We start from the raw sequence: 11,995 nt of genomic DNA, 5'->3' as shown, positions 1-11,995 counted from the left end.
AAGCTCTCGTGAGCCAATCAGAACGCTTCGCGTTCTGATGACGACGCAAGCACTGAAACGAGGGAGCACAGAGTGAGCGACCGAGTGTAGCGCACAGCGAGCGTACGGCGGCCTCACGGCTGGGGCTTTGGCGGTGTTCGCCGTCGATTAGTATTCACCGACGTATGGCCGAGCGGCTGGGGCTTTGGCGGCGTTTGCCGTCGACCGGAAAGTAAGTGAGCGAGCGAGACGCGAGCAACTCACCGTGCCATCACCGCCGACACCGACCGATTAGATCCGGTTCTCGCGCCCGGGGTCGACGTCGATGGCGTCCACGGGACAGACGTCGACGCAGAGCATACAGTCGATACACTGGTCCTCGTCGGCGGGGTTCGCCTTCCGCTCGGACTCGGGGTGACCGGGCGTGTCGACCCACTCGAACACGTCGACCGGGCAGTCCTCCAGACACGCGCCGTCCGCGAGACAGATGTCGAAGTCGACGGCGACGTGAGTGCCGCGGATCCCCTGCTTCTCCGGCGGTTCGACGGGGCCCCACACGGCGACGCCGTCCTCCTCGCCGACCCGCTCGCGGTTCACTTCGAAGTTCGAGTCGATGGCCATCGTTGCCCTCGCTTCGCCGCTCGCGGGTTTAAACTCCCCGACGAAGGGATTCGCTCCCCGACGAAGGGATTCGGGAGGCGGTCCCGCGGTCAGGGCTCCGCGACCTACGGGTGCGCGTAGTACGCCAGCGCGTCCTCGGTGCCGTCCGGGCCGTCGTCCTCGTCGGTCGCCGCGGGCTCGAACGCGTCGATCCGGGCGAAGCCGACGCGCACGAACTGGACGACCGTGTCGGGGTCGACGTCGGTGAGGGCGGGCTCTGCGACGCCTCGAACGTCGCCGTCGACCGTGCGGAGGAGCGTGTCGAGGCCCTCGTCGGCCGGCGCCCAGTGGATCACGTCCACGTCGCCCTCGCGGACGACGTCGATGTCGGCGTCGAGGAAGGCCAGTTCGTCGCCCTCGTAGCGGACGCAGCCGTACCCCTTCAGCCAGACGCGCTCGCCCTCGCTCGGGAGGTCCGGGGACTCGACGACGACCCGCCCGGCGGGCACCTCGCGGTCGCCGCGGTCCGGGTGGTCGGGGTGGAGCGGCGGGCGTCCGGCGTCGGGCGCGGGCGCGTCGCCGTCGACGACCGGGAGCTCGACCGCGGGCGCGTCCTCGCGGTCGCGGACGAAGAAGTAGCGGTTCGCCGCGTCGTCGACCAGGTCGCGGTTGTTCGCGTAGACGGAGGACATCGCGAGGTCGACGTCGGAGGTGGACATGCCGAGCTCCGTCATCGAGTCGACGAGCGCCTGGCCCTGGATCCCGCGGCGGCGCATCGACCGGATGGTCGGGGCGCGCGGGTCGTCCCAGCCCGTCAGTTCGCCGTCCGCGATGAGTTCTTTGATCGTCGACGTGGACAGCTTCACGTCGTACTCGTCGACCTGGACGTGGCCCCAGTGGAGCACCTCGGGGTACTCCCAGCCGAAGTAGTCGTAGACGAACCGCTGGCGCTTCGCGGAGTCCTGGAGGTCGATGCCGCGGATGATGTGGGTGACGCCCGTGAGGTGGTCGTCGACGCCGGACTGGAAGTCGAGCATGGGCCAGCAGCGGTAGTCGCTGGCCGCCTCGCGCGGGTGCGGCGTGTCGATCATCCGGAAGGCGACCCAATCGCGGAGCGCGGGGTTCTTGTGCCCGATGTCGGTCTTCACGCGTAACACCATGTCGCCGGAGCCGTACTCGCCGTCGACCATGGCGTCGAACTCCTCGTGAACCGTCTCGGCGTCCTTCTCGCGGTGCGGACACGCCTCGCCGGCGTTCTTCAGTTCCGAGAAGTCGTCGCCGGAGCACGAGCAGGTGTAGGCGCCGCCGGCGTCGATCAGGTCGCGGGCGTGGTCGTAGTACGTCTTCAGCCGGTCGGACGCGCGGAGCACGCGGTCCGGCTCGAAGCCGAGGTACTCGATGTCGTCGAGGATGGCGTCGTACGCGTCGAGGTCGGGGCGCTTCGTCTCCGGGTCGGTGTCGTCGAACCGGCAGATGAAGTCGCCGTCGTAACGCTCCTTGTACGTCCCGATGACGGCGGGCATCCGCGCGTGACCGACGTGCCACGGGCCGTTCGGGTTCGGCGCGGCGCGCATCACGACCTCGCCGTCCTCGGCGTTCGGGAGGTCGGGGAGGACGTGCTCGTCCTCCTCCTCGTCCGCCTCTAACTCCGCGAGCCGCTCGGGGGCGAGCTCGCCGAGCCGCTCCCGGCGCGCCGCCTCGTCCATCTCGCCGACCTCGTCGACGACCGGCGCGAGGACGCCCGGTATCTCGTCGCCGTGCGGGCGGAACTCGGGGTTCTCGCCCATGATCGGGCCCATGATCGCGCCCACGTCCGGGTCGCTGCCGTGCTTGAGCGCGTTGTAGAGCGCCGCGGCCTCGCCGGCCGCCGCGACGCGCTCGCGGAGTTCGTCGTCCATGGGCGTCGCTTGTCGGGGTCGGGTCAAAAACGCCGCGAAACGGCGGGGAGGGGCGGATCCCGAGTGACCGCCGGGGCGGCGGGCGCCGGTGGCGGCCCGGGAGCGAGTAGGGGCGCTCGACACCAGCGGTCGGACGGGCTTAAACGGTCCAGACCGTTCACGCCCGCGACGGTCCGCGACCGGCGTGAACGGTCGAGACGCTTTTTACCGATCGGGTCCGATCGGCGTGGTCGGTCGCCGCGTCGACCGGGCGTCGCGCCGGCGGACCGAACGGGTTCGTCGCCTTGATAGTCGCCGGGAGCGTGGGTGGCGCATGAGCGTCGCGTCGGTCGCCGTCGGAACGCGGGGGGGATCGCGGTGGTAGGACCAATCTCCGAGGCGGAGCGAGACGCCGGCAACCGGAAGATCAGGCTCGTGCTGCTCGCGATCGTCACGGCCACGCCGCCGCTTATCGCCCTCCAGTTGGACCCGACGCCGGTCGAGCTGCTGGCGGCCGCCGGGGGCGGGTTCGGCCTCGGCCTCGTGGTCGTGTGGTACCTCGGGCGCCTCGCGGCGGAGTTCGCCGGCAGCGGGCGTCGGCGCCCGCGGCGCTGAGGTCGGGGAGTCGTCCGTTTCTGCCGCGTCGGCCTCTCGCCCGAGCGGCGCGACCGGTCAGTCGGCGCCCGTCTCGGCGCCCGGAGCGGGGTCGACGAGCTCTCCCGTCCGCTCGCCCGCGACGGACCGGGAGCTCGACAGCGGCGAGATGCTCACCTCGCCCTCGACGGCCGCGCGGCGGTCCGAACCGGGGTCGTCCGGGACGTTCCCCCGCAGGAACTCCCGCCAGAAGCGGTCGCGGAGCTCCATCCCCATCTCGCCGCGGCGCTCGCCGAACTCCCACCCTTCCGGGACGTCCTCCTCCTCGGGCCCCTCCTCGCCCGGACGGAACTCGATGACGTCGAAGCCGCGCGCGGGCTCGGTCAGCCGGTAGGTCGGGTTCTCCGCCGCCTCGTCGTCGGCGGCCGGGACGTTCACGTTCAGCACGTCGGCGCCGAACGGGAGTTCGAGGCCCCCGTCGCTGCCGACCGCGGCGCGGTCGATCAGGTCGGCGACGACCGATCCGGCGACGGCGAAGTCGCCGTTGTCGAGCGTCGGCGGCACGGGGAGGTTGCCGCGGTCGTACAGCGAGACCGCGACGGCGGGCGTGCCGAGGAACGACGCCTCCATCGCGGCGCCGACCGTCCCGGACTGGCCGAGGATGTGCGCGCCGATGTTCGGCCCGTGGTTACAGCCGGAGACGACGACGTCGGGGTCGAGTTCGAGCGCCACGTCCGCGACCGCGACGCAGTCCGCGGGGGTCCCCTCGACCGCGTAGCCGCGGTCGGTCTCGGTGTAGTCGACCGTCGTGTCCCACCACGAGCGCGCGCCGCCGACGCCGGACTGGTTCGTCGCGGGCGCGACGACCGTCACGTCGTAGTCGCGGGAGAGCGCGTCCGCCAGCGCCCGGAGGCCGACGGCGTCGATCCCGTCGTCGTTGGTGAGCAGGATCTCGGTTGGCATACGACACCGTGCGCGGGGACGGGAGAAAACGTCGCCGGTCCGAGGCGAGGAGCGTGACGGGCGCGGAGGACGAGGCGAGAGGAAACGAGGAACGATCGCGAGGGGAGAGCGGGCGCGAGGGGGGACGAACGTCGCGGGCGTCGGCCGGGTGGTACTCCGTGTGGTCAGCGGAGGGCGTCGGAACCGCGGAGAACGGGGTCGGACCGCCGGGTCAGTCGGCTGCCACGCGACGCGACGAGGACGCGAGGTCCAGCACCTCGTCGAAGAAGCCGAGCGAGTCGTGCGGGCCGGGGTTCGCCTCGGGGTGGTACTGGCGGGTGATGACGTCGAGCTCCGCGCTGTCGAGCCCCTCGACGGTGTCGTCGTTGACGTTCACCTGCGTCACCTCCAGCGGGCCGGTGTCGTCGACCGTGTAGCCGTGGTTCTGCGTGGTCATCACGACCTTGTCGGTGCGGAGGTCCTTGACGGGCTGGTTGACGCCGCGGTGGCCGAACGCCATCTTCTCCGTCGAGCCGCCGAGCGCGCTCGTGATCACCTGCTGGCCGAGGCAGATGCCCGCGAGGGGGAGCTCGCCCGCGAACTCGTCGACCACGTCCTGCGCGGCGACGAAGTTCTCCGGGTCGCCCGGGCCGTTCGAGACGAAGAGCACGTCGGGCTCGACGGCGGCCACGTCCTCGGGGGTCGCGTCGTACGGGAGGACGTGGACGTCCGCGCCGCGGTCGGTGAGCGAGGAGATGATAGAGCCCTTCGCGCCGCAGTCGAGCATCGCGACGTCGACGTCGCCGCCGCCCTCGTGGACGGTCGGCTCGGTCACGGACACCTGCGCGCCGATGTCGACGTGATCGCTCATCGGCTCACACGCCTCCATCTCGTCGACCGCGTCCTCGGGGGTCGCGTCCGGGCCGGCGGCGATCCCGCAGGCCATCGCGCCCTCCTCGCGGACGGTGGTGACGACCTCGCGGGTGTCGACGTGGTCGACGGCCGGCACGCCCTCGTCGGCGAGCCAGTCGGCGACGTCGTCGGTCAGCTCGCGGGCGATCGCCGCGCGGGGCTGGACCGACTCGGACTCGAACCGCTCGGTTCGGACGCCGTAGTTGCCGATGAGGGGGTACGAGAAGGTGAGGATCTGTTCGGCGTAGGAGGGGTCGGTGAGCGACTCCTCGTAGCCGGTGTACGCGGTCGTGAACACCAGTTCGCCGCGAGTGCGCCCCGGCGCACGGGCGCGCGCTTCGAGCACGCGTCCGTCGGCCAGCGCGATGTAGGCGTCCGACATTACGAGAAACGTACGCGCAGTGGATAATAAATGCGTCGTTCGTAGGTTCGTTACGATATTCGTAACGGGTAAGGCGACGGGGAGAAAGGCAGTGGTATGGACGACCTCGACCGACGGATCCTCTCGATCCTGCGACGGGACGCGCGGACCCCGTACACGGAGATCGCGGACCGGGTGGGGACCTCCGAGGGCACCGTGCGCAACCGCGTCGACCGCATGACCGAGGAGGGCGTGATCGAGCGGTTCACCGTCACGACCCGCACCGGGAACGTGAAGGCGATGATCGAGATATCGGTGGAGATGAACGTCAACACCGACGCGGTCGGCCAGCGGATGGTCGAGTGGGAGGAGGTCGACTTCGTCTGGCAGGTGTCGGGCGAGGAGGACGTCGTCCTCGTCGTCGACGCGGTCGACACGCGCGCGGTCAACGAACTGATCACGAAGGCCCGGGAGATGGACGAGGTCAAGTCGACGAAGACGCGGCTCATCCTCGACGAGCGGTTGGGGTAGGCGGGCGACGCGGCGGCGATTGATAGATGAATCCGCGGCGGCGCGCCTGCGAGCGGCCGCGAGCCCGCCCGCGAGGGAGTCGGTGGTCCGGAGCGGAGCGACGGACCACCGACGAGGCTGGGGAGGCCTGCGGTGCGGTGCTGTACAGGGTGGGACTCAAAGGGGCAGCCGGGAGGCGGGCGCAGGCGAGGTAAGGACCGCAACGAGGGAGCACGCAGTGAGCGACCGAGTGAGGACCGCAGCGAGCGTGCGCCCGCCTCCCGGCCGGGGCTTTGGCGGTGTTCACCGTCGATCCATCGACAACAGTCGTTTATAAGTAAAGACGCCGCTCACGCTCGCGGGCAGAGAGAGATAGAAAACGGGAGTCGTCGGCCGCGAGGTCGACGACGCCGAACCGGCCTACGCCAGCTCGTCGATCTTGTCGACGACGGCGTCGGCGAACTCGCTGGTGGCGAGCTTCTCGCCGCCCTCGATCTGCCGGTGGAGGTCGTACGTGACCTTCCCGGAGGCGATGGTCTCCTCGACGGCGTCGCGGACGAGGTCGGCGGCGTCGGACCAGCCGAGGTAATCGAGCATCTCGCGGCCGGAGAGGATCATCGCGGTGGGGTTCACCTTGTCCTCGCCGGCGTACTTGGGCGCGGAGCCGTGGACGGGCTCGGCGAGACAGCGGCCGTGGCCGAAGTTGGCGCCGGGCGCGATGCCGAGGCCGCCGATCTGCGCGCCGGCGGCGTCGGACATGTAGTCGCCGTTGAGGTTCATCGTCGCGATGACCCCGTACTCCTCGGTGCGGGTCAGGAGCTGCTGGAGCATGTTGTCCGCGATGCGGTCCTTGACGACGAGGGTGCCCTCGGGCTGCTCGCCGTCGTGGTCCTCCCACAGCTCGTCCTCGGTGATCACGTCGTCGCCGTACTCCTCCTCGGCGACCTCGTAGCCCCAGTCGCGGAAGGCGCCCTCGGTGAACTTCATGATGTTCCCCTTGTGGACGAGGGTGACCGAGTCGCGGTCGTTGGCGAGCGCGTAGTCGATGGCCTCGCGGACGAGGCGCTTCGAGCCGAACTCGGAGATGGGCTTGACGCCGATGCCGACCGGGCCGTCGTGGATGACGTCCGCGATGTCCATGTCGTCTTCGAGGAAGTCGCGTACCTCCTCGACCTCGTCGGTGCCGGCCTCCCACTCGACGCCGGCGTACACGTCCTCGGTGTTCTCGCGGAACGTGACCATGTCCATCTTCTCGGGGCTCTTGACGGGCGACGGGACGCCTTCGAGGTGGTAGGTGGGACGGACGTTCGCGTACAGGTCGAGCGTCTGGCGAAGCGCGACGTTCAGCGAGCGGAACCCGGCGCCGACGGGGGTCGTCAGCGGGCCCTTGATCGCGACGCGGTGGTCGCGGATGGCCGAGACGGTGTCCTCGGGGAGGTTCTCGTCGTACTTCTCGCGGGCGCTGGCGCCGGCGTAGACGCGCATCCAGGCGATGGAGCGGCCCGTCGCCTCGGCGGCGGCGTCGAGCACCTGCTGTGCGGCCGGTCCGACGTCGGTGCCGATCCCGTCACCGTGAATGATCGGGATGATCGGGTTCGAGGGAACGTTCAGCTCGCCGGTCTCCTCGTCGGCGAGCGTGATGGCTTCGCCGTCGTCGGGGACGTCGACCTTGTCGTAGCTCATGAACGTTCGAGGATTTTTGTGCCCCCCTAAAGTGCCTGCCGTTTTCGGCGTGAGCGTCGCGCTCGCAGCGTTTGCCGGTTTTCGCCCACGGCGCCGCGCGCGGCGTTCTGCCGGCGCCCCGCGGCCGTTCGGGGGTCAGACCGGCTCGACCTCGACGTCGAACAGCGACCGCCACCGATAGCGGCGACCGCCCCATACGAAGGTCCGCCGGGCGAACGCGTACGCCATCAGCGGCGGCGCGATCAGCACGCCGGGCGCCGCGAGCAGGAACGTCGCGCGAGCGATTCCGAAGCGGGCGTACGCGGCCCCCGCGAGCGCGGTGACGACCCCTACCCCAATGAACGGCGCAAACAGGCAGAGCGCGGCCATCGCGACGCCGAAAGCCGCGTTGAACGCGGTCGCCCTCGGCGCGTGGTAGCGGGTGATCGTCAGGAAGCGGACGAACCGCTCCAGCGAGCCCCGGAGCGACCCGCCGGCGCGGACGTACCGCGTTCGGTCGACCGCCGACACGTCGAGGTGCGCCGTGAGCGTCCCGTCGTCGCTGACGGTCCGCCGGAGGTCCCGGAGGAACGCCGCCTCGCCGTCGCGGAGGTCGTCGCGCTCGAAGATCACCGCGCCGCCCCACGCGACGCCGGCCGCGAACACCGCGAGCGTTCCGCCGATGACGTACGCGGGCTCGAACAGCCGACCGAGCGGGTCATCGCCGACGAACACCGGCACCTCCGTGGTCGGTCCGCGCCGCTCGTAGTCGGCGTCGAGCGTCGCCAGCCAGTCCGGCGGGTGCCGGAAGTCGTCGTCGGTCCACGCGATCCGGTCGTTCGCCGCCGCCTCCATCCCGGCCGCGATGGCGTTCGCCTTCCCGGAGCACCCCTCCGGCTCGCCGGCGACGAGGACCCGGACGCGGTCCGGGAGGTCGCCGCGGCGCGCCGCGACGGGGTCGTCCGGCGAGTCGCAGATCACGAGGAGCTCGTCGGCGGCGCGGTCGCCCCCGCGCGCGCCCCCGTCCCCGCCGGCGAACGCCGCCGGGCCGCGGAGCTGGTCCGCCACCTCGTCGCACGCCTCGGTCCAGCGGACGGTCGGGAGCAGGACCGACACCGGCGTCGGACGCTCCGGCCCCGCGGTCGGGTCCGAATCGGTCACGTCGGTCGCTTCGGGCGGCGGAGAGTAAACGCCGGCGGTCACGGGGTCGGGCGCGAGCGCGTCCCGCGCCCGTCAGCCTCGGCCTCCCGGTCCGCGGTGCGCGTGCGAACGCCCGAGCGGGCCGCCGCCTTCCGGGCGCTTATGTGGCCGCCGTGGGTGCCACCGGTATGCGAGTCATCGTTCACGGCGGCGCCGGCGGCGCCCCGGACGACCCGGAGCCCAGACAGGCGGTCCTCGACGAGGCGGCCGCGCGCGGCGCCTCGGGCGCGACGCCGCTCGACGCGGTCGAGTCGGCGGTCGGCGTCCTCGAATCGGACCCGCGGTTCAACGCCGGCGTCGGCGGCGCCGTCCAGTCCGACGGCGTCGTCCGCACCGACGCGGGCGTGATGACCGCGGACCGCGAGGTCGGCGCGGCCTGCTCGATGCCGGGCGTCGAGCACGCCGCGAGCGTCGCCCGCGTCGTCCACTCCGAGACGCCGCACGGCTTCGTCTCGGGCGAGCACGCCGTCGACCTCGCAGCCGACTTCGGGATCGAGACCGATGCCGACCTGCTCACCGACGAGACGCGCGAGCGGTACGAGGCCGAGGACCCGCCGCGGGGGTCGCCGCGCGACCACCTCGACTGGCTCGACTCGCGGTTCGGGTCGGGCGACGACCAGGCGGGCGGGGCGGGAGACGGCGAGGGCGACCGCGGGAAGGCGGCGGAGAGAGGCGGCGAGGAAGCGGGAGCGACCGAGTCGGGGCGCGCCCCCGATCACGACACCGTCGGCGCCGTCGCGACCGACGGCGAGCGCGTCGCCGCGGTCACCTCGACCGGCGGGCGGTCGTTCGCGCTCGCGGGGCGCGTCGGCGACGTGCCGCAGGTCGGCTCGGGCTTCTTCTGTACCGAGGCCGGCGGGGCGAGCGCGACCGGCGCCGGCGAGGACATCGCGCGCGTCACGCTCTCGCGGCGCGCGGTCGACCTCCTCGACGAGGGGCTCGGCGCGCAGGCCGCCGCCGACCGCGCGATCGCGGAGTTCGAGGCGGTCACCGGCTCGGGCGCGGGCGTCATCGTCCTCGACCCGACGGCGACCGGCGCCGACGCCGCCGGGAGCGCGTTCAACACCGAAGGGATGCAGACGAGCGTCGCGCTCGGCGAGTGAGGCGGGCGGGTCGGTCGCCGCCCGGCGCGGCTCACCGGCTCGGCCCGCCGGCGCCTACCCGCGGAAGAGGTTCAGCACCTCGTCGACGACGGATGGCTCGACGGCGACGAGGTACGACTCCCCCGCGTGAAGCACCGTCTCCGGACCCGCGAGGGTGTCGCCGGCGGCGTCGGAGACGATCAGGCTCCCGCGGGGCAGCGCCACCTCGTCGAGCGAGCGCCCGGCGACGGGCGCGCCGTCGGCGACGTGGACCTCCAGGATGTCGAGCGTCCCGGTGACGTCTTCGAGCGTGCTCACGTCGGGTTCGATCGCGTTCACCGCGGCGCGCGCGCCGGCGCGCTCCGGGAATATCACCTCGTCGACGAACCGGTCGAACTCCGCGCCCGGCTCGCTCTCGGTGCGGACGACCGTCTGCGTGTCGGGGGCGAGTTCGCGGGTCAGCAGGCAGACCGCCAGGTTCGTCCCGGTCTGACTCGTCAGCGCGGCGACCACGTCGGCGCGCTCTAACCCCGCCTGTTCGAGGACGCCCGGGCGCGTGGCGTCGCCCTCGATCACCGTGGCGACGTAGTCGTCCGAGAGCGCCTCCGCCCGCTCTGGGTCCCGCTCGACGACGGTAACGTCGTGGCCCCTGTCGTCGAGGATGTGGGCGACCCGGTTCCCGACGCGGCCGCCGCCGGCGATCACGATCCGGAAGTTCCCGTCCATGGGTCAGCCGTCGCCGGCCTCTGCATTAGAACTGTCCGTGCTCGCCGGCGCCGCGCCCTCGCCGCGGCCGCGCAGGGCGTAGTACGCGGCGACGCCCGCGAGGATCCAGCCGACGCTCAGCGCCAGCGCGAGGGGGTCGGTCCGGACGAGGTACACCACGAGGACGCCGGTGAGCAGGAGGTTCAACGCGATCCCGAGCACCGCCGGGATGGGGTAGTACGGCATCTCGTACGGGCGGCGCATGTTCGGGCGGTCGCGGCGGAGCTTGATCACGGCCGCGTTGACGACGATGAACGAGAGCAGGAAGAAGAGGCTGGAGACGTTGCCGGCGCTCTCGGTCGGCAGGACGACGGACCCGAGCATCACGACCGCGCTGAGGAGGATCGCGAAGAACGGGGTTCCGTACCGGTGGTGGATGCGACCGATCCGCGGGAGCAGCTGCCCCTCCCGCCCCATCGAGAAGGCGACCCGCGAGGAGGCGATGACGACCGCGTTCAGCGCCGTCAGCGTCGAGAAGACCGCGCCGAAGACGATGAGCGCGCCGCCGTTCCGGATGATCGGGAGCCCCGTCGGCATGAACGAGGTGGCGGCCTGCGCGATCCCCGCCTCGCCGGCGTCGGCGAGCCCCTGTGCGCCGAGGGTGCCGATGGCGACGACGACCACCAGCGCGTAGACGAGCACGGTCGCCCCGAGGCTGTAGAAGATCGCTCGCGGGATGTTCTCGCGCGGGTTCTCGACCTCCTCGGTGACGGTCGTGATGAGGTCGTACCCCTCGAAGGCGATGAACGTCAGGCCCATCGCCGGGAGGATCGAGAACGCGGAGTTCCCGGCGGGGAACAGCGGGTCGAACTGCTGGAAGGTGAAGCTCGTCTCCCCGCCGCCGCCGGCCGAGAGGAATCCGAAGGCGACGAAGACCACGAGGATGGCGACCTTGACGGCCGTGAACAGCGTCTCCGCGCTGCCGCTCGCGGCCGTCGAGAGGGCGTTGACGGTCACGAGGAGCGCGACCGCGACGAGCGCGAGCCCGACCGCGGCCGGAACCGACACCGGGAGGAGCGGCACGGCGACCGCGCCGACCTGTCCCGGGGCGGCCGCGAACCCGTAGACGTGGAGCAGCTCCAGGAAGTTCGGCGCGAACCCGAGCGCGTAGAGTCCGCCCGCGATCATGTACGCGAACCAGAGCATCCACCCCATCAGGAACGAGGGGAGGTCGTCGAACGTCTCGCGGACGAAGGCGTACCCCCCGCCGGACTTCGGGATCGAGGCGGCGAGCTCGGCGTACGAGAGCCCCGTGAACGCCGTGACGATCCCGTTGAACACGAAGACGAGGATCGCGGCTGGCCCGGCGATCTCCGCCGCGAGCCCGGTCAACACGAATATCCCGGCGCCGATCATCGCCCCCATCCCGATCATCGTCGCGTCCAGCAGCCCGAGTTCGGCGGCTGGCGCGCGCTCACCGGCACTCATCGTCGTGTCCCACCGTCCCCACGCGAATAGTTGTTTGGCCGTCGGGGCCGCCGCGAGGCGAGGATACAAATCCGGGCGTCGCC

Annotated in this window: 11 protein-coding genes; 3 read left to right on the top strand and 8 right to left on the bottom strand. The window is 71.6% G+C overall.

Translation table 11 applies throughout. The features are described from left to right. Positions 1 to 270: 270 nt before the first annotated feature. Both AMR74_RS03105 and AMR74_RS03100 read right to left on the bottom strand, forming a co-directional pair. Positions 271 to 600 (bottom strand): 4Fe-4S dicluster domain-containing protein, encoded by a 330-nt coding sequence (locus tag AMR74_RS03105; protein ID WP_053770590.1) that lies wholly within the window; start codon positions 598 to 600, stop codon positions 271 to 273. A 104-nt stretch (positions 601 to 704) separates the two neighbouring features. Continuing rightward, on the bottom strand, positions 705 to 2,477 hold the full coding sequence (locus AMR74_RS03100) for a glutamate--tRNA ligase (RefSeq protein WP_053770589.1): 1,773 nt from the start codon (positions 2,475 to 2,477) through the stop codon (positions 705 to 707). A 357-nt stretch (positions 2,478 to 2,834) separates the two neighbouring features. On the opposite strand from AMR74_RS03100, the gene AMR74_RS03095 reads away from it, so the two are divergent. Continuing rightward, positions 2,835 to 3,071 (top strand): hypothetical protein, encoded by a 237-nt coding sequence (locus AMR74_RS03095; RefSeq protein ID WP_082356852.1) that lies wholly within the window; start codon positions 2,835 to 2,837, stop codon positions 3,069 to 3,071. Between the two features lie 57 nt (positions 3,072 to 3,128). Here the strand turns inward: AMR74_RS03095 and surE are convergent, their stop codons facing one another. Together surE and carA are read right to left on the bottom strand one after the other, a co-directional pair. Further along, on the bottom strand, positions 3,129 to 4,013 hold the full coding sequence (surE, locus tag AMR74_RS03090) for a 5'/3'-nucleotidase SurE (protein ID WP_053770588.1): 885 nt from the start codon (positions 4,011 to 4,013) through the stop codon (positions 3,129 to 3,131). A 211-nt stretch (positions 4,014 to 4,224) separates the two neighbouring features. Further along, the gene (gene carA, locus AMR74_RS03085; protein WP_053770587.1) at positions 4,225 to 5,286 is read right to left on the bottom strand and encodes a glutamine-hydrolyzing carbamoyl-phosphate synthase small subunit; all 1,062 of its coding nucleotides are present in this window, start codon (positions 5,284 to 5,286) and stop codon (positions 4,225 to 4,227) included. Positions 5,287 to 5,382: 96 nt separating this feature from the next. Between carA and AMR74_RS03080 the strand changes: the two genes are divergently transcribed. After that, positions 5,383 to 5,796 carry an Lrp/AsnC family transcriptional regulator gene (locus tag AMR74_RS03080; protein WP_053770586.1) on the top strand — a complete coding sequence of 138 codons (414 nt, stop codon included), beginning with the start codon at positions 5,383 to 5,385 and terminating at the stop codon, positions 5,794 to 5,796. 399 nt (positions 5,797 to 6,195) lie between these two features. Here AMR74_RS03080 and icd read toward each other — a convergent pair whose 3' ends face one another. Both icd and AMR74_RS03070 read right to left on the bottom strand, forming a co-directional pair. Then, the gene (gene icd / locus AMR74_RS03075) at positions 6,196 to 7,458 is read right to left on the bottom strand and encodes an isocitrate dehydrogenase (NADP(+)) (protein ID WP_053770585.1); all 1,263 of its coding nucleotides are present in this window, start codon (positions 7,456 to 7,458) and stop codon (positions 6,196 to 6,198) included. Positions 7,459 to 7,593: 135 nt separating this feature from the next. Further along, the gene (locus AMR74_RS03070) at positions 7,594 to 8,598 is read right to left on the bottom strand and encodes a glycosyltransferase (RefSeq protein WP_053770584.1); all 1,005 of its coding nucleotides are present in this window, start codon (positions 8,596 to 8,598) and stop codon (positions 7,594 to 7,596) included. Between the two features lie 167 nt (positions 8,599 to 8,765). On the opposite strand from AMR74_RS03070, the gene AMR74_RS03065 reads away from it, so the two are divergent. After that, positions 8,766 to 9,740 carry an isoaspartyl peptidase/L-asparaginase gene (locus AMR74_RS03065; RefSeq protein WP_053770583.1) on the top strand — a complete coding sequence of 325 codons (975 nt, stop codon included), beginning with the start codon at positions 8,766 to 8,768 and terminating at the stop codon, positions 9,738 to 9,740. A 54-nt stretch (positions 9,741 to 9,794) separates the two neighbouring features. Here the strand turns inward: AMR74_RS03065 and AMR74_RS03060 are convergent, their stop codons facing one another. Both AMR74_RS03060 and AMR74_RS03055 read right to left on the bottom strand, forming a co-directional pair. Next, entirely contained in the window at positions 9,795 to 10,445 is a 651-nt protein-coding gene (locus AMR74_RS03060) for a potassium channel family protein (protein WP_053770582.1), read from the bottom strand. Between the two features lie 3 nt (positions 10,446 to 10,448). After that, complete coding sequence (locus tag AMR74_RS03055; RefSeq protein WP_053770581.1) at positions 10,449 to 11,912, bottom strand: APC family permease; 1,464 nt, start codon at positions 11,910 to 11,912, stop codon at positions 10,449 to 10,451. Positions 11,913 to 11,995 lie beyond the last annotated feature (83 nt).

Origin of the sequence: Halorubrum tropicale, assembly GCF_001280455.1 — an archaeon.
GTDB classification, from domain to species: domain Archaea; phylum Halobacteriota; class Halobacteria; order Halobacteriales; family Haloferacaceae; genus Halorubrum; species Halorubrum tropicale.
The sequence above is the reverse complement of the archived record's forward strand: the minus strand, read 5'-3'. Positions and strand labels throughout refer to the sequence as shown.